At 64.1% G+C, this 17,525-nt stretch carries 16 protein-coding genes; 8 read left to right on the top strand and 8 right to left on the bottom strand.

From position 1 onward, the window contains the following. The 3 genes from LK540_RS24660 to LK540_RS24640 form a co-directional block, all read left to right on the top strand. The coding region (locus tag LK540_RS24660; RefSeq protein ID WP_307729205.1) for a Sua5 family C-terminal domain-containing protein at window positions 1–611 on the top strand (611 nt) is incomplete at its 5' end. 419 nt (window positions 612–1,030) lie between these two features. Beyond that, window positions 1,031–2,386 (top strand): SGNH/GDSL hydrolase family protein, encoded by a 1,356-nt coding sequence (locus tag LK540_RS25280; RefSeq protein ID WP_267498909.1) that lies wholly within the window; start codon window positions 1,031–1,033, stop codon window positions 2,384–2,386. Between the two features lie 69 nt (window positions 2,387–2,455). Continuing rightward, window positions 2,456–3,136 carry an OmpW family protein gene (locus tag LK540_RS24640; protein WP_229440047.1) on the top strand — a complete coding sequence of 227 codons (681 nt, stop codon included), beginning with the start codon at window positions 2,456–2,458 and terminating at the stop codon, window positions 3,134–3,136. Window positions 3,137–3,442: 306 nt separating this feature from the next. Here LK540_RS24640 and LK540_RS24635 read toward each other — a convergent pair whose 3' ends face one another. After that, complete coding sequence (locus LK540_RS24635) at window positions 3,443–5,554, bottom strand: bifunctional diguanylate cyclase/phosphodiesterase (protein ID WP_267498908.1); 2,112 nt, start codon at window positions 5,552–5,554, stop codon at window positions 3,443–3,445. A gap of 108 nt (window positions 5,555–5,662) precedes the next feature. On the opposite strand from LK540_RS24635, the gene LK540_RS24630 reads away from it, so the two are divergent. Then, window positions 5,663–5,917: a hypothetical protein gene (locus LK540_RS24630; RefSeq protein ID WP_229440045.1), complete on the top strand. Its 255-nt coding sequence runs from the start codon at window positions 5,663–5,665 to the stop codon at window positions 5,915–5,917. Between the two features lie 17 nt (window positions 5,918–5,934). On the opposite strand, the gene LK540_RS24625 is transcribed toward LK540_RS24630, so the two are convergent. The 5 genes from LK540_RS24625 to LK540_RS24605 all read right to left on the bottom strand — a co-directional run bounded on the left by LK540_RS24625 (window position 5,935) and on the right by LK540_RS24605 (window position 11,121). Then, complete coding sequence (locus LK540_RS24625) at window positions 5,935–7,128, bottom strand: acyl-CoA dehydrogenase (protein WP_229440044.1); 1,194 nt, start codon at window positions 7,126–7,128, stop codon at window positions 5,935–5,937. A 137-nt stretch (window positions 7,129–7,265) separates the two neighbouring features. Then, entirely contained in the window at window positions 7,266–8,465 is a 1,200-nt protein-coding gene (locus LK540_RS24620; RefSeq protein WP_229440043.1) for a transposase, read from the bottom strand. Between the two features lie 199 nt (window positions 8,466–8,664). After that, window positions 8,665–9,597, bottom strand: a complete 933-nt coding sequence (locus LK540_RS24615) for an AraC family transcriptional regulator (RefSeq protein ID WP_229440042.1) — start codon at window positions 9,595–9,597, stop codon at window positions 8,665–8,667. A 63-nt stretch (window positions 9,598–9,660) separates the two neighbouring features. Continuing rightward, the gene (locus tag LK540_RS24610; protein WP_229440041.1) at window positions 9,661–10,497 is read right to left on the bottom strand and encodes an oxidoreductase; all 837 of its coding nucleotides are present in this window, start codon (window positions 10,495–10,497) and stop codon (window positions 9,661–9,663) included. 120 nt (window positions 10,498–10,617) lie between these two features. Then, complete coding sequence (locus LK540_RS24605; protein WP_229440040.1) at window positions 10,618–11,121, bottom strand: flavin reductase family protein; 504 nt, start codon at window positions 11,119–11,121, stop codon at window positions 10,618–10,620. A 144-nt stretch (window positions 11,122–11,265) separates the two neighbouring features. Between LK540_RS24605 and msrA the strand changes: the two genes are divergently transcribed. Continuing rightward, window positions 11,266–11,805 (top strand): peptide-methionine (S)-S-oxide reductase MsrA, encoded by a 540-nt coding sequence (msrA, locus tag LK540_RS24600; RefSeq protein WP_229440039.1) that lies wholly within the window; start codon window positions 11,266–11,268, stop codon window positions 11,803–11,805. Between the two features lie 159 nt (window positions 11,806–11,964). Here msrA and LK540_RS24595 read toward each other — a convergent pair whose 3' ends face one another. Then, window positions 11,965–13,170 carry a cyclopropane-fatty-acyl-phospholipid synthase family protein gene (locus LK540_RS24595; protein ID WP_229440038.1) on the bottom strand — a complete coding sequence of 402 codons (1,206 nt, stop codon included), beginning with the start codon at window positions 13,168–13,170 and terminating at the stop codon, window positions 11,965–11,967. A 111-nt stretch (window positions 13,171–13,281) separates the two neighbouring features. Continuing rightward, on the bottom strand, window positions 13,282–14,523 hold the full coding sequence (gene pdxH / locus LK540_RS24590; RefSeq protein ID WP_229440037.1) for a pyridoxamine 5'-phosphate oxidase: 1,242 nt from the start codon (window positions 14,521–14,523) through the stop codon (window positions 13,282–13,284). Window positions 14,524–14,611: 88 nt separating this feature from the next. Between pdxH and tcdA the strand changes: the two genes are divergently transcribed. The 3 genes from tcdA to cysK all read left to right on the top strand — a co-directional run bounded on the left by tcdA (window position 14,612) and on the right by cysK (window position 17,185). Next, complete coding sequence (gene tcdA / locus LK540_RS24585; RefSeq protein WP_229440036.1) at window positions 14,612–15,475, top strand: tRNA cyclic N6-threonylcarbamoyladenosine(37) synthase TcdA; 864 nt, start codon at window positions 14,612–14,614, stop codon at window positions 15,473–15,475. A gap of 96 nt (window positions 15,476–15,571) precedes the next feature. Then, complete coding sequence (locus tag LK540_RS24580; RefSeq protein ID WP_267498907.1) at window positions 15,572–16,222, top strand: FKBP-type peptidyl-prolyl cis-trans isomerase; 651 nt, start codon at window positions 15,572–15,574, stop codon at window positions 16,220–16,222. A 27-nt stretch (window positions 16,223–16,249) separates the two neighbouring features. Then, window positions 16,250–17,185 carry a cysteine synthase A gene (cysK, locus tag LK540_RS24575; protein WP_229440035.1) on the top strand — a complete coding sequence of 312 codons (936 nt, stop codon included), beginning with the start codon at window positions 16,250–16,252 and terminating at the stop codon, window positions 17,183–17,185. Window positions 17,186–17,525: the final 340 nt, after the last annotated feature.

Raw genomic sequence — 17,525 nt, 5'->3', positions numbered from 1 at the left:
CGGCCAACAAGTTCGGCCATGTGAGCCCGACGCTGGCGCACCACGTGCGCGACGAATTCGACGCCGACGGCTCGGTGGCGCTGGTGCTCGACGGCGGCGCCTCGCAGGTCGGCATCGAGTCGACCATCGTCGATTTGTCGCGCCTGGCCACGCACGGGCCGGTGCTGCTGCGTCCCGGTCATGTGAGTGCCGAGGCCATTGCCGCTGTGATCGATCGGATGCCGGCCGCGCCGGATGTGGCCGCGCCGCGCGCCTCGGGCACGCTGGAATCGCATTACGCGCCGCATACGCCGGTGGCGATGCAGGACACGGCCACCCTGGCCCAGACCCTGGCGCGCATGACGGCAGCCGGCCGCAAGGTGGCGCTGATCCATTACTCGGATTTGCCCGTGGCCCACGCCGCCACGCGCCTGCCGGCCACACCGGAGGGCTTTGCGCACGCCTTGTACGCCGCCTTGCGCGCGATGGACGGGCAGGGCGCCGACGTGATCCTGGTCGAAGCGCCGCCCCAGGATGGCGCCTGGCTGGGCGTGAACGACCGCCTGCGCCGCGCCGCGCATGGCTCGACCGGCATCGTGCACGGGTTGCTGAACCGCGACGCGGGCGTCTAGCGCCGGGTTTTGTGGGGTGGACACGTGTGGCCACCCCACAAACCCAATCACGATGCAGCAGTAGGGTGGGTTCTCGAACCCACCATTCCTTGCACCTTGCTGATGGTGGGTTCAAGAACCCACCCTACAACCGGCAATTCTCCTACGCGGCAACTGAAAAACAGGAGCCGCCCCATCGCAAAAAATCAACCGCCGGTCACCCATCCTTTATACCAACACCTTTCGACATATAACCAGCGTCAATGCTTGTTATAATCCGGCGCGTTGCAAGGACTTTATCGCTGTCAACTGTTGTCTCCAGCCTACGGCTCGACAATTGACCCATATACAAGCGGAAAGAACACTGGCATATTAGTTACGGCACGAATAGCACGGGCGTTCGTTTCACAGAAAAAACATCCTTCCCATCAGGAGACACAATGCGTCAAAAGAATTTTGCGCTCGCACTGCTGACCGCAGCTGCGCTCGCCGCTTGCGGCGGCACCGGTAGCAGCGGTGGCGACCAATCGCACCCGATTACCTTCAGCCAGCAAGTCACCTTCGGCGACAGCCTGTCGGACGTCGGTACCTACAACGTCGGCGCCGTGAAGGCTGCCGGTGGCGGCAAGTTCTCGATCAACGGTTCCGAAACCTCGAAGGATCCGGCGCTGACCGGCCTGAACTGGACCGAAGTGCTGGCCGCCGAGCTGCGCCTGCCGGCCCCGTGCGCGGCCCAGACCGGCCTGGAAGGCACCAACAACGACGCCAATCCGGCACTCGACTTCAACGTCCCGATCGTCAACAACGCGAACTGCTTCAACTACGCCCAGGGCGGCGCCCGCGTGACCAATCCTATCGGACCGGGCAACAAGGTCGTCAAGCCTGAAATCGGCGAAATGACCGTGCCGGTCGCTACCCAAGTCCAGATGCACCTGGCCAAGACCGGCGGCAAGTTCAGCGGCACCGAACTGGTCACTATCATGGCCGGCGGTAACGATGTCCTGTCGCAGCTGAGCGCCGTCAGCGCCGCCGGCACCGCAGCCGGCCAGCAAGCCTTCCCGGGCCTGCTGATCGCTGGCCTGGCCGCGACCACGACCAACCCGGCCACCGCGCTGCCGATCATCCAGCGTGCCGTCGCGACGAATGCCGCCGGTGGCCAGACCGCGATCATCAACGCCGGTGTCGGCGCTGCCATGTCGCAAGGCGCGACCCAGGCCGCAGCCGTTGCCGCCGCCACCAAGGCTGGCGCCGATGCCCAGGCCGCCGGCACCAAGGCTGCCGGCGAGTACGCCGCCGCGAACGCACAAACCCTGGTCGCCGAACTCGGCAAGGCCGGCGCCCAGAAGGCTGCCATCGTCAAGGACATCGTCGCCAAGGGCGCCAAGTACGTCATCGTGAACAACCTGCCGGACGTAGCGAATACCCCGTCGGGCCGTGCACAGCCTGCGCTGCAGCCGCTGATCGACACCATGGTCAACGCCTTCAACACGCAGCTGAAGGCTGGTCTCGGCGAGAGCGCGAACATCATGTACGTCGACCTGTACAGCATCAGCCGCGACCAGATGACCAATCCGAAGACCAAGGAAATCTATGGTCTGAGCAACGTCACGACCCCGGCCTGCGACCTGGCCAATCCGGCGGTCAAGGAAACCTCGCTGCTGTGCACGACCCGTACCCTGGTGGCCGGCGATACCGCCCACTTCATGTACGCCGACAGCATCCACCCGACCCCGTACGAGTACTGGCTCATCGCGCGTTATATCTTGAAAGATATGGCCGTCAAGGGTTGGCTGTAATACAAGAATAAAGCTGGCTGCGCAGCGCCCAAGGGCAATGCGCAGCCCCAACAAGAATCAGGAGAAATAATGAAAGTACGTCTGAATAGCGTCGTGAAAATGGCGGTCGCCGCTGCCGCGCTGGCCTGCGCGACCGGCGCCTCGGCCCAGTCGGCCGGCCAGTGGACCGCCAAGTTCGGCTTCAACCAGCTGACCCCGAAAGTCGAAAGTGGCGACCTGACCGGTCCGGCCCTGCCGTTCACCAAGGCAGCCGTCGACCGCGACATCCAGCCGGTGCTGATCTTCGCCTACGGCCTGACCAACAACATCTCGGCCGAAGTCGCGCTGGGCACCCCGTACAAGCACAAGATCAAGGGCGCAGGCTCGATCCAGGGCACGGGCGAACTGGGCACCGTCGAGGCACTGCCGCCGACCCTGTTCCTGCAATACCGCTTCTTCGAGCCGACCGCGACCTTCCGCCCGTACATCGGCCTGGGCGCGACCTACGCCTACTTCATGAAGGAACGCGGTTCGGGCAAGCTGACCGCCTTGACCAACCCGGGCGGCCCGGCCACGAGCTTCGACATCGACAACAAGTTCACCTACACCGGCCAGGTTGGCCTGGCGGTGAACCTGAGCGAGAAATGGTTCGTCGACGCCACCATCAACAAGAGCCGCCTGCGCACCGACGTGCACTTCTCGACCGGCCAGACCCAGCACATGAAGCTGGACCCGGTGGCAGTGGTGCTGGCGGTGGGTTACAAGTTCTAAGCAGTCACGCAATCGAGAAAGCCAGCATGGTTAGCCATGCTGGCTTTTTTATTTGAAGGCGAGGTTGTCGTAGGGTGGGCACTCCGTGCCCACGCGGTACGCACGGCTCCGGAGTCTGCTGCGGTGAGGCGTCGCTCGCGAGGTATGCGACGGACGACCAGGCAGCGTTATGGGCTTCGCTCGGTGCCGGCGGGCGAGACGTCGCGGCCAACGCAGAACGGATACGCACGTAACCGCGTGGGCACGGGGTGCCCACCGTACGGTTGAGGTTTCGTCAGAGCGCCAAGTAGCGTGGTGCGCGAAGCCTCAATGCACCCCGGCCGCGTACGCCGCAAACCGCTCGCCGCTGAGCGCCTTTTCGTACAGGTAGCCCTGGAAGCCATAGCAGCCGGCCTCCGACAGGAATTCGCGCTGCCCCGCCGTCTCCACCCCTTCCGCAATCACCTGCAGCCCCAGGCTGCCCCCCAAAGCGATGATCGAGCGCACGATCGAGGCGTCGTTGCCGTTGGTGAGCACGTCGCGCATGAAGGAATAATCGATCTTCAGCTGGTCCAGCGGCAGCTTGCGCAAATAGGCCAGCGACGAGTAGCCGGTGCCGAAGTCGTCGAGCGAGAAGGTGATGCCGAGGCGGCGCAGGGTTTCCATGGTCTGCACCGTGTGCGCGAAATCGGTGACGACCAGGGTTTCGGTCAGCTCGAACTTCAGCCCGTGCGGATCGACGCCGGTGGCCGCCAGGATCTCCTGGGTCATGGCCACGAAGTCGGGCTCGACGAACTGGCGCGCACTCACGTTCACCGACAGCGACAAATGCCGGGTGGCCGGATTGCGCTGCCAGTTGGCCAGCTCGGCGCAGGCGGTGCCCAGTACCCAGCGCCCGATCTCGACGATCAGGTTGGTTTCCTCGGCCGCCTTGATGAACTCGGTCGGATACAGCACGTCGCCGTTCGGCTGGCGCCAGCGCAACAGGGCCTCGGCGCCGATCACGCGGCTGGCGCCGTCGAGCTGCGGCTGGTAGTTCAGCATGAACTCGTGGTTGCGCAAGGCGCGCCGCAGGCCGGTCTCGAGTTCCGAGCGCGCGCTCCAGGCCGCCTGCATGGCCGGGTCGAAGAAGCGGAAGGTGTTGCGGCCCGCCGCCTTGGCCTGGTACATCGCGGTATCGGCCTGTTTCAGGGCCGATTCCACGGTGTCGGTCATGCCGCTGATCATGGTCACGCCCACGCTGGTCGAGACCGTGTACATGAAGTCGGCCAGCTGGAAGGGCGCCGACATCGCGGCCACGATTTTCGCCGCCACGGTCTCGGCCTGGTGCACGGCGCCGGCCATGGTGTCTTCCTCGGGCGGCACCAGGATCACAAATTCGTCGCCGCCCAGGCGCGCCACCATGTCGGCTTCGCGCACGCTGTTTTCCAGGCGGCGCGCCACCGCCTGCAGCAGCACGTCGCCGGCGGCGTGGCCGTGGGTGTCGTTCAGGGTCTTGAAGTTGTCGAGGTCGCAGAACATCAGCGCGCCATACTTGCGCGAGCGCGCGCTGCCGATCAGGGCGCGGCGCAGGTGGTCCATCAGGCTGGCGCGGTTCGGCAGTTCGGTGAGGGCGTCGAAATAGGCGAGGCGGTGGATGCGCGCCTCGTTGCTCTTGCGCTCGCTGATGTCGGTGCTGATCACCAGGATCTTTTGCGGCACGCCGGCGGCCGCATTCGCCGGCACCACGGTCCAACGGGTATCGGCCTGCATGGTGCAGCCGTCGCGCCGGTGTTGGCTCAGTTCGCCCGACCATTCACCTTCCTGCAACGCGTTATGCCAGGCCTCGCTATAGACGGCGTGGTCGTCGCACAGCAGGTCCGGCATGTGCTGGCCACGCGCTTCCTCGGCGCTCCAGCCATACAGGCGCTCGGCGCCTTTGTTCCAGTAGGTGATGCGCGCGCTCATGTCCATCACGAAGATGGCGTCGTGCGCCTTGTCGAGCAGCGAGGCTTGTTCCAGGGCCAGCATGTCGGCGCGGCGCAATACCGTGATGTCGGCAATGAAACCCTCCAGCGCCACCACGGCGCCGCGCTCGTCGTAAACGGCGGCGCCTTGCTCCCACGCCCAGCGCATCTGCCCGGACGCATTCGTGATGCGGTAGCTGAGCTGGTAAGCGCGCCGGTCGCGGATCGCCGCATTCGTGTCGTCCGCCACCTTGGCGCGGTCGTCGGGATGAATCAGGCTAGCGAACGAGAGCGAATGCTCGCCGATGAAGGCCGAAGCCGGATAGCCGGTCAAGCGTTCCATGCCGGCGCTGATGAACTCCATGGTCCATTCCGGGTCGTTCAGGCAACGATATACCGCGCCAGGCAAATTGCTGAGCAACAAATCCAGGGACAACGCCGAGGCATCGTTTGAGCGGGAATTTGTGGAAGCCGCAGTATCGGTAAAAGTCATGTTCCGCGCGCTTGTATAGGTGGAACACTGGTTTAGGATTAATTTATTGTACACACGATAAGGTGGCGTAAGTACAAATTTGTAATCGTGTGCGGCTATTTATCTGTAATGGTTAATAAATTCATACGAATCGTAGCGATTACTGATGCGGCGAGGATAGACGTGTGCGCTGGCCTGACTGCAGAGGAAGGTGCCGTTGCAAGCGCACGGCAATATGATGAAACGAATACCGCACGAGAAATCGTATTCGGTAATTCGATGTCGGGAATGGATTATGTCGCGATGCCGGAAAAGGCTTTATGGCCTCATCCGGATAAAGATGTGTTTTATTCGCGCGGAAATCGATTTCAAGGAATACGATGACCGCGCGATGGGTTTGATTAAAACGCAGCGATGCCCGTTTGCGCACGGCCGAGAATCAGCGCGTGGATATCGTGCGTGCCTTCATAGGTATTCACCACCTCCAGGTTCACCATGTGGCGGATGATCCCGAACTCGTCCGAAATACCGTTCCCGCCCAGCATGTCGCGCGCGGTGCGGGCGATGTCCAGCGACTTGCCGCAGGAATTACGCTTCATGATCGAGGTGATCTCGACCGCCGCCGTGCCTTCGTCCTTCATGCGGCCCAGGCGCAGGCAGCCTTGCAGGCCGAGCGTGATCTCGGTTTGCATGTCGGCCAGCTTCTTCTGTACTAGCTGGTTCGCCGCCAGCGGCTTACCGAACTGGTTGCGGTCCATCGTGTACTGGCGCGCCGTATGCCAGCAGGCTTCGGCCGCACCGAGCGCACCCCAGGCGATGCCGTAGCGCGCCGAGTTCAGGCAGGTGAACGGACCCTTCAGGCCGCGCACGTCCGGGAAGGCATTCTCTTCAGGGCAGAACACATTGTCCATCACGATCTCGCCGGTAATCGACGAACGCAGGCCGAACTTGCCGTGAATCGCTGGAGCCGACAGACCTTCCATGCCTTTTTCCAGCACAAAGCCGCGGATCGCGCCTTCATCGTCCTTGGCCCAGACCACGAACACATCCGCCACCGGCGAATTCGTGATCCACATCTTCGAACCGGTCAGCGCGTAGCCGCCGTCCACCTTGCGCGCACGGGTCACCATCGAACCCGGGTCCGAGCCGTGGTTCGGCTCCGTCAAGCCGAAGCAGCCGATCCATTCGCCGGTCGCCAGCTTCGGCAGGTATTTCTGCTTGGTCGCTTCGTTACCGAATTCAAAGATCGGCACCATCACCAGCGACGACTGCACGCTCATCATCGAGCGGTAGCCCGAATCGACGCGCTCGACTTCGCGCGCAATCAGGCCATAGGCGACGTAGTTCAGGCCCGGGCCGCCGTACTGTTCGGGAATGGTCGGGCCGAGCAGGCCGAGTTCACCCATCTCGCGGAAGATCGAGGTATCCATGGTCTCGTGGCGGAAGGCCTCGAGGATGCGCGGCTGCAGCTTGTCCTGGCAGTAGGCGGCGGCGGCGTCGCGCACCATGCGCTCTTCATCTAGCAGTTGCTGGTCGAGCAGCAGCGGGTCATCCCAGTGGAAGGCGGTCTTGCGGGTCGAAGCGGAAGCGGTCATGGATCGGTCCTGGTCTCTGTTCTTGTAGGCCGGGCAGGGCGCCGGAGTCAGGGCATTATAGGAACACCGTCTTGACGCATCTTTTCAAACTGCGACAGGCATTTTCATTTTCGCCGTTCTTCCAGACTTACTCAAAGCTAAGCATAGTTAACTTTTCGCTGGATTCCTGCTTCACTGGAGCCGGTTTCGCCCTGCGCTTCACGCACAGGGCCAGCGCCTTCTCCTCCACAGGCCGACACGATGGAACTCACCGCCATGTTTCTCAGGTTGATCGCCGCGTTGACATCGCGGTCATGGTGCGTTGCACATTCAGGGCAGGTCCACTGGCGTATGTCCAGGCTGAGTACGGCAAGCTTGTAACGACAGCACGAACATGTCTTGCTGCTGGGGTACCAGCGATCGATGACGATCACCTGGCAACCGCGCCGCGCCGCTTTATACACGAGCTGGCGGCGCAGTTCGGCGAAGCCCATGTCGGCAATCGCGCGTGACAGGCAGCGGTTGCCGAGCATGCCCGTGACGTGCAGATCCTCGATGCCGATGGTATGAAAGCGCCGGGTGATATTTGCGCTGAGCTGGTGCAAGCCGTTCGCGCGCACGTTGGCGATCCTGGCGTGCAGGCGAGCCAGTCTGGCTTTTGCTTTCTTGCGGTTGCACGAGCATTTCACCTTCCGAGATAGAGCGCGCGACAGTCGCCGCAGGCGATCGAGTAATGTCTGCAGCGCTTTCGGTCCAGAGACTTTCTCTCCAGTCGACAAAGTGGCCAGGTGCGTCACGCCGAAGTCGATGCCGACCACGCCTTGGTTTTCGGCTGGCGGCAGCTGTGCATCGGAGGTGTCGATACTGATACTGGCATACCAGTGGTCGGCCGTGCGTGAAACTGTCGCAGAGACAATCCGCCCTGTGTAGCGCAGGCTTTCTCGCATCCTCAGCCATCCGAGTTTAGGAATACGGATGCGTTTGCCATCAATCTGGAACTGGTCGTTGGTCAATGTGAACCGGTCGTTGGCACCCTTGCGCCGGAACCTCGGGTAGCGTGCCCGTTTCTCGAAGAAATTCTGGAAAGCGCGGCCCAGTTGCATGATCGCCATCTGTGGCGCATTCTTTGTCACTTCCAGCATCCACGGGAATTGCGTGCGCTTGATGGCGTTGAGCTGGCGTCGCAGCGCCGCTTCGTTTGGCTTGGGCAAGGCTGGGTGGAGTATGCACGCTTGGAATTGCCGTCCCCATTCGGCCAGTGCCCAATTGTAGGCGAACCGCGCGGTCCCGGCTGCACGCGCCAGATACGTTGTCTGCACCTTGTTGGGGTCGAGCCGAATACAATGAGCCAGGATCATCGTGCCTCCTTTACCTCATGTCTGACACCGCCGGCAGTTTTTGGTTCCGATGACTGCGCCTGCCATACAGCTGCGCAGAAGACCACAATACAAGTGCTTTCACAGGTGGTAGCAAGGGGAAACAATCTTATTCATTTTGGATAAAATTGCGTATGTTTAGACAATTACTGGTTATTGCCAAAAAACTGGCGCAGGATGTCTACTGGGTAAAGGAGACGGCACTGGCAAGCCCGGCATCGCGCAGGCGCACCATGTCGCGCGTCGGCGCATTGCCGAAGTGGCGCGCATATTCGCGGCTGAACTGCGAGGCGCTGAGGTAGCCGACGCGCTGGCAGGCCAGGTTGGCGTCCATGCCCGTGGCCAGCATCAGGCGCCGCGCTTCCTGCAGGCGCAGGGTTTTCTGGAATTGCAGCGGGCTCATCGAGGTAAGCGACTTGAACTGGCCATGCAGCGAAGACGGACTCATATGGGCCAGCTGCGCCATGTCGTCGATGCGCATCGGCTGGTCGAAGTGCTTGCGAATCCAGGCCACCACCTTGCCGATGCGGTGGGTCTCGATTTTCCCCAGTTGGGCCAGGCGCGCGCCGAAGGGGCCGCGCAGCAGGCGCAGCATGATTTCGTCCTGTACCAGTGGCGCGAGCAGGGCGGCGTCCTCGGGCCGGCTTGCCAACGCCATCAGGCGTGCGGCGGCGTCGACGATCTCGGCGCTGGCCTGGGCCACGTAGACGGCGCGTCCCGGACGTGTGGGCGGCACGCCGTCGGGATACGCCTTCAGGATCAGCTCGGCCAGCCTGTCGAGGTCGAAATCGAAGCGGAACGACAGGTAGGGCGCGGCCACGCTGGCTTGCCGGATCATGGCGGCGATCGGCAGGTCGAGCGAAAAGATCAGCATGCGCGACGGGTCGTAGTCGTAGGACTCGTCGCCCAGCATCACGGTCTTGGCGCCCTGCGCGACGATGCACAGCGCGGGGCGGTGCAGGCCGTGCACCAGCTCGGCGCTGTCGTTCGCGGCGCGCACCGCGTGCACGCCGGGGATGCAGGTCGCAAAGGTGCCGTCCTGCGGCGCGTTGGCGGCCAGCAGCCCGGCCAACCGCGTCAAGCTGAGATCGATGGAAGTAGAAGGCGCATTCATGGCGGATTCGTCGTCATGTGTCGCTGAAGAATACACCATGCCGTTTCTTCTTCCATTCCACACTCAGGCGGCGTGGTCGGTCGATACCGTCAGCGCCTCGAAGGCGGCCATTTCGGTGCGGCGGGCGTCGAGCGCGGTATTCACCATGGCCAGGGCGTCGCTGCCGGCCAGGAACTGGCGTGGCGGCGAGGCCATGCCGGCCAGTTCGACCACGGCGGCGGCCAGCTTGACCGGGTCGCCCAGCTGCCTGCCCTTGTAGGCGCCATACGCCTGTTCCACCGAGCCGAGGGCGGCGTAGTCGTCGATGGCGGTGGCGCCGTAGCGTACCGAGCTCGGGTCGAGGAATTCGGTGCGGAAGAAGCCGGGTTCGACCGCCGTGACCTTGATCCCGAATGGCGCCACTTCCAGCGCCAGCGAAGCCGTCAAGCCTTCGATCGCGTACTTGCTGGCGCAATACACCGAGGCGCCGTCGAAACCCGTGATGCCGGCGATCGAGCTGATGTTCATGATGTGGCCGCCGCGCTGGCGCCGCATGGTCGGCAGCACCGCGCGCAGCATGTGCAGCACGCCGTGCACGTTGACGGCGAACTGCCGGGCGATGTCGTCACTGGACACTTCTTCCAGGCGGCCCAGCAGGCCGTAGGCGGCGTTGTTCACTAGCACGTCGATGCGGCCGAAGCGTTCGACGGCCGCGGCGATGGCCGGCGCGGCTTGGGCTTCGTCGGCGACGTCGAGTTCGACCAGGGCGATGCGTTCCGGGGCGATGCCGGCAAAGGTGTCCTGCAGTTGGCCCAGCTTGCGGCCGGTGGCCACGACTTTATCGCCGGCCTTCAGGGCTGCGTGTGCGATGTCGGCGCCGATGCCGCGGCCGGCGCCCGTGATCATCCAGGTTTTGCTCATGATGTCTCTTCCTTGTGTAGCGTTATCGGGAAGAGAAATGGTAGGGCGGGGAGGGAGGCCTGGCTTGCCCAAAACTCCAGGGTGCTGGCGCGATCCTCGCCAGCTGGAGACGGCGCCGGCCTAGGAGGTGACGCCGAAACGCCCGCCGTGGAACAACAGCGCCGGCTGGGGCTGGACTTCGCATTCCTCGACTTCGCCCACGAAAATCACGTGGTCGCCTTCGGGATAGCGGCTGCGGTTGTGGCATTCGAACCAGGCCACGGCGCCCTTCAGGATCGGCTGGCCGGTGCGCGAGAGTTCGTAGTCGACGCCGGCAAACGGATCTTCGGTGCGGCGCGAGAAGCGCAGCGCCAGTTCTTCCTGGCCGGCCGCCAGCACGTTGATGACGTAGTGCGAGTTGCCGCTGAAGATGGGCATGCTGTTGGCCGCCGCGCCCAGGCTCCACAGCACCAGCGGCGGATCGAGCGAGACGGAATTGAAGGAACTGGCGGTCAGGCCGCGGAAGCTGCCATCCTCGAGGCGCGTGGTGATGACGGTCACGCCGGTCGCAAACTGCGACAGCGCCTGGCGGAAATGCGTCGAATCGAAGCCGCGCTCGGTGGCGCGGGGAGAGCGTGTGTTCATCGGTACCCTGGAAAGTTGCATGCTCATTATGCCATCGCAAGGAACAAGGCGGCGTTTGCGTCGGTATTGCCCCGCATGTTGCGTCTGCACAAACCGTGGCTTTACGTTACAGTAAAGCCATCACTAACAATATCGAGGTATGCGATGAGCGAGCAAACAGCGACCGGCGTGGCGATCCTTGGCGGCGGATGCTTCTGGTGCGTCGAGGCCGTTTACCTGGAAGTACGCGGGGTCACGCGCGTGGAATCGGGCTACATGGGCGGCCATGTGGTGAACCCGACCTACGAGCAGGTGTGCGGCGCGGCCACGGGGCACGCCGAGGTGGTGCGGCTGGAATTCGATCCGGCGGTGATCAGCTACCGCGACATCCTGCAGATCTTCTTCACCATCCACGACCCGACCACCCAGGATCGCCAGGGCAACGACGTCGGCCCGCAATACCGCTCGGTGATCTTTACCCAGGACGCCGAACAGGAAGCGACCGCGCGCCAGGTGATGGCGGAAATGGCGGCCGTGTGGGATGCGCCGATCGTGACCCAGGTGCTGCCGGCGGAAACCTGGTACAAGGCCGAGGAGTATCACCAGAACTACTATGCCCAGCACCCGATGCAGGGATATTGCGCGTTCGTGGTGGCGCCGAAGGTGGCGAAGTTCAGGAAGACGTTTCAGCAGTTCATGAAGTAAGGGGTTCGTAGGGTGGGCTCTCGAGCCCACGCTGTCTCACCGCATGATCAGCAGCGAAGTTACCGTGAGTCCAATCACCGCGGCGTTTCGATAGATCATCCGTGCCATACCGCGTGGGCACAGGTGCCCACCCTACGAAGGTCAACAGCGACGCCGCACTCACTCGTACATGTACTTCCTCGACCACGGTATCTGCGCCGGGTCTTCCCCCGCCTTGCCGCACACGATCTGATACAGGCTGATCCAGTCATGCGTGAACGCATACGCGCAGCCGGCCAGGTAGACGTGCCAGATGCGGAAGCGCTTGCCGTCGGTCAGCCGGGCGATCTCGTCGGCATGGTTCTCGAAATTCTCGGTCCAGGCGGCGCAGGTCTTGGCGTAGTGGCGGCGCAGGTTTTCCACGTCGCGCACTTCCAGCCCGCCCGCCTGCATGGCCTTGATCACGGCGCCCAGGTGGGCCAATTCTCCCTGCGGGAACACGTACTGGTCGATGAATTCGCCGCCCCCATAAGGCGTGGCGCGGCCTTCGACATCGGTCGAGGTAATGCCGTGGTTCATGACCACGCCGCCCGGCGCCAGCAGGGCGTTGATGCGCGAAAAATACTCGGGCAGGTGCTGCACGCCCACGTGCTCGAACATGCCGACGCTGGTGATGCGGTCGAACTGGCCGTCCACGTCGCGGTAGTCCTGCAGGCGGATCTCGACCCGCCCGTCCAGCCCCGCCGCCTTTACCCGTTCGCGCGCCAGCGCCGCCTGGTTGTCCGACAGCGTGACCCCGAGCACGCGCGCACCGAAACGCTCGGCCGCGCGGATCGCCAGCGCGCCCCAGCCGCAGCCGATGTCGAGCAGGGTCTGGCCGGGGCGCAGGCCGATCTTGGTGAGGATGTGGTCGATCTTCCGTACCTGCGCGGTGGCCAGGTCCTCGGTGCCGGTGTCGAAGTAGGCGCAGGAATACACCAGGTTCGGGTCGAGCCAGGCCGCGTAGAACTCGTTGGAGACGTCGTAGTGGTAGCGGATCGCTTCGGCGTCCTTGCGGCGCGTGTGCGGCGAAAACAACCGCAGCGGATGCGCGAAGCGCCGTCCGTGCTTGCCGGTGGAGGCGGCCAGCTCGCTGCCGATGCGGATCATGTCGGCGGCCCGTCCCTTGATCTCGAGCGCGCCTTCCACATAGGCTTGCCCGAGCTTGTACAGCGAGGGCGAGAGCAGGTAGCGCAGCGAAGACGGCTGCGGTACGCGGATCGTGACGAGCGGCGGGTCGGACGATAAATCGATGTGCTCGCCGTTCCACAGTTCGACACGCAGGGGCAGCGACAGCTTGCTGCGCATGCCCGTGCTCCAGGCGCCGAGTTTCAGTTCGTTAAACACATTTCCTCCGGCCAGCGTGACAGCATGACGGAACCCGTGCGGACACGGGCTGTGCGTGAAACGATTTCGTGCAGCGGTGCAGCGGTGCAGCGGTGGTGCGATGGTGCGGTGTTACGGTTGCAGGCGTTCCCGGGTCCAGCTGCCGTCTTCCTGCCGCGTGTAGACGATGCGGTCGTGGAAGCGCGAACGGCGCCCTTGCCAGAACTCGATGCGCTCGGGCACCAGGCGGAAGCCGCCCCAGTTGGCGGGCCGCGGCGGCGCTTCGCCGGCCTGTGCGGCAACGGCTTCGTAATTCTGTTCCAGCGCCGCGCGGTTGGCGATCGGCGCGCTCTGCTGCGAAGCAATTGCCGACAGGCGGCTCTTCAAGGGCCTGCTGTGGAAATACTTGTCGCTTTCCTCAGCCGAGGTCGTTTCGACCCGGCCCTCGATGCGCACCTGGCGTTCCAGTTCGCTCCAAAAGAATAGCAGAGCAGCGTGCGGGTTGGCGCGCAATTCCTGCGCCTTGCGGCTGTCGTAATTCGTGTACCAGGTGAAGCCGCGCGCGTCGAACTGCTTGACCAGCACGATGCGCGAGCTCGGCCGGCCGTCCGCATCCACGGTGGCCACGTTCATCGCGTTCGGTTCGTTGACCTCGGCCTTCAGGGCCTGCTCGAACCACTGCGTGAATTGCGCGATCGGATCGTCGAGCACGTCGTCTTCGTTCAGGCTGGCCTGGCCATAGTCCTTGCGCAGGCCGGCAACGGCGTCGCCGATGGCCGGCGCGGCAGCAGCCGAAGCGGTAGCAGAAGGAGCAGCAGAAGCAGCAGCCGGCGCGGGCGCCGCGTCGATGCCACGGCGCCGGCCCATGGCCGCACCCAGGCGCGCCATCTGCTCGCTTGAAAACAGGCGCATGGCCATCGGCGCCATCGTGCTTTCCTCGCGGTCCATGTGGGCCGTATAGCGCTGTACGAAGCGCTGCACGCTCGACGTGGAGAGGGTGGCGGCGCTGCCGTCTGCAATCGCGGTCAATTGTTCGTGCAGGTCTTGCCAGATCGCGTCCATGTCCTTGTGGTCCTGCAGGATCACCGGCGCCAGCGCCTGGAGGGTGGCCGCGTCCTCGCCCTGCGCCACGGCGCGCAGCATCGGAATCAGGTCCTGTTCCTCGTCGTCGTGGTGCAGGTGTGCCGCCTTCTCGAAGTACTTCAGCACCGCAGCTGCCGCCTGGCGCGCCTGTTCGTCGGCGCCGTGTCCGGGCAGGTGCGCGAGCAGGCGTTCGAGGGTGGCGAGCTGCTTGCGGATGCGTCCATGGCAATGCTTGAGGACGGCGATCGGCTGGTCGAAACCAGGGGCGGCATCGAGGAGGGAATCGTTCATGTGCGTTTTTCTGACAGTGGAGATTTTTTTGATTGACCAAGAGGCATTTTAGTGCAGGCGTGCCAGATGGGTTCGGTAAAATGGCGGGATGCATACCACCGATACCCCCACCTTCAGTGCCGCCCTCGACGACGAAATCGACTTCGCACGCCGCTTCGGCGGCATCGCCCGCCTGTATGGCGAGCGTGCCCTCGAACGCTTCCGCGCGGCGCACGTTTGCGTGATCGGCGTCGGCGGCGTCGGCTCCTGGATCGTCGAGGCCCTGGCGCGCAGCGCGGTCGGCCACCTGACCCTGATCGACCTCGACAACGTGGCCGAGTCGAACATCAACCGCCAGATCCAGGCCCTCACCAGCACGGTCGGCATGCCGAAGATCGAGGCCCTGCGCGAGCGCATCGCCCAGATCAATCCGTTCTGCAAGGTGACCCTGATCGAGGACTTCGTCGACCCGGACAACATTCCGCAGATGGTGGGCGGCAAGGGTTTCGACTATGTGGTGGATGCCATCGACAGCGTGAAGGCCAAGGCCGCGCTGATCGCGTACTGCCGCGACCACAAGCTGCCGCTGGTGACCATCGGCGGCGCCGGCGGCCAGATCGACCCGACGAAAATCGAGGTGCGCGACCTGGCCCGTACCGAGCAAGAGCCGCTGCTCAAAAAGGTGCGCAAGCTGCTGCGCGCGCAGTATGGTTTTTCGCGCGGCGAGAAGCAGAAATACCACATCGACGCGGTGTTCTCGATGGAGCCATTGCGCTATCCCGAGGCAGAGGACGCCTGCGAGATCGGCAGCAGCGTCACGGGCCTGAACTGCGCCGGCTTCGGTTCCAGCATGGTCGTGACCGCCAGCTTCGGCATGATTGCGGCGGGCCATATCCTGCGCAAGATGGCCGAGGCGGCGGAAGCGGAAACCGCGGAGGCGCCGGCCGAGGTGGCGCTGCCAGAAACGGCATGAGCGAAAAGTAAGACGGTGTAACGCCGCTGCCATTGCGGCGCGGGGCTTTGCTATCATAGGATGATCGATTGAAATCCTGTCATTGAAAGAGTCCACATGATCCGTCGTACTTCCTTCCTGGCCTTGCTGCTCGCAAGCGCCGCCGCCTGCGCCCAGCAGGGCAATCCGGCAGCCACCCCAGCGAATGCGCCGCAAGCCGCGGCCGATGCCGGCCAGGCCGCCGCCACCGTGCGCCAGCAAGGCGTGCAAAGCGCCGCCGACCAGGCCGCCGCGGGTTCGCAGCAGGCTGCCGGCGTGGCCGGCCAGGCCGCCCAGAGCGGCGCCGAAGCCGTCAGCGGCGCGGCCCAGGATGCCGCTGCCGCCGCCCAGGCGCCGCAGCCGGCAACCCCGGCCGAACCCCAGCTCGAAATCGTCGACCGCGTGGTCGGTAAGGGGCAAACGGCCGAGCTCGGCCACAAGGTCACCGTCAACTACACCGGCTGGTTCTACAAGCCGATGGCGCGCAACCAGCGCGGCCGCAAGTTCGACTCCTCGCTCGACGCCGGCCGCACGCCGCTCGACTTCCAGCTGGGCGCGGGCCAGGTCATCAAGGGTTGGGAGCAGGGCGTGGCCGGCATGAAGGTGGGCGGCAAGCGCACCCTGATCATCCCGAGCCGCCTGGGCTATGGCGCCCGTGGCGCACCGGGCGGCATGATCCCGCCGAATACGGATTTGATCTTCGACGTGGAACTGCTCGGCGTAAAATAAACGCATACTAACGAAGCGGGGTGAACGATGCGTGTCGCAAACGATGTCACTGAGCTGATCGGCAATACACCGCTGGTCAGGATCCGCAAGCTGGGCAAGGGCGCCGGCGGCGCCGAGATCCTTGCCAAGCTCGAATTCCACAACCCCGCGCATAGCGTCAAGGACCGCATCGGCCTGGCGATGATCGAGGCGGCGGAGCAGGCCGGCAAGATCGGCCCCGACACCGTCGTCGTCGAGCCAACCAGCGGCAACACCGGCATCGCGCTGGCGATGGTGTGCGCGGCGCGCGGCTACCGCTGCAAGCTGGTCATGCCCGAGACCATGAGCAACGAGCGGCGCATGCTGCTGCGCGCCTATGGCGCCGAACTAGTGCTCACCCCGGGCGCCGAAGGCATGGTCGGGGCGATCCGCCGCGCCGAGGAAATCGTCGCCTCCGACCCGCGCGCCTTCATGCCCCAGCAATTCAACAACCCCGCCAACCCCGAGGTCCACCGCCGCACCACGGCCGAGGAAATCTGGCGCGATACCGACGGCAAGGTCGATATCGTGGTGGCGGGCGTGGGCACCGGCGGCACCATCACCGGCGTGGGCGAGGTGCTGAAGGAGCGCAAGCCCGGGTTCCAGGCAATTGCGGTGGAGCCGGAAGCGTCGCCGATGCTGTCGAAAGGGACCAAGGGGCCGCACCCGATCCAGGGGATTGGCGCCGGTTTCGTGCCGCAGGTGTTGAATACTGGGATTTACGATGAAGTGATCGCGGTGCGCAACGAGGATGCCTTCGAGACGGCACGGGCGGCTGCGCGCGAGGAGGGGTTGCTGGTCGGGATTTCGTCGGGGGCGGCCTTGTGGGCGGCGATGCAGGTGGCGCAGCGGCCGGAGAATGCGGGCAAGCTGATCGTGACGATTATTCCGTCGTTTGGCGAACGGTATTTGAGCACCGCGTTGTTTGCAAACCTCGCCGGCTGATAGAGGCCTGCGGCCTTGACCGTAGGGTGGGCACTCCGTGCCCACGCGGTTACGTGCGTGTCCGCCGCCGCTGGCCGCGGCACATCGCTCGGCAACGCATCCATCAACGGCAAACCCAAACGGTGTAACGCTTCGTTCATCGTTTCGAGCGGATATTCACTGCCAACGCGAAGAGTACAGGCACGTAACCGCGTGGGCACGGAGTGCCCACCCTGTAAGGGCAAAGTAGAAATGTCCGGTTTGGGCAAAGTAGAAATGTCTGCTTTTGCGCGATAGCTCATGCTGTCGACTCTGAATAGTTTGGAGTCCAGCGTGAGCAAAACCGGGGGCATGACAATGC

Origin of the sequence: Massilia sp. IC2-278, from assembly GCF_020708045.1 — a bacterium.
Taxonomy (GTDB): Bacteria; Pseudomonadota; Gammaproteobacteria; order Burkholderiales; family Burkholderiaceae_D; genus Telluria.
Note: the sequence above shows the minus strand (reverse complement) of the source record. Positions and strands in the feature narration are given on the sequence as shown.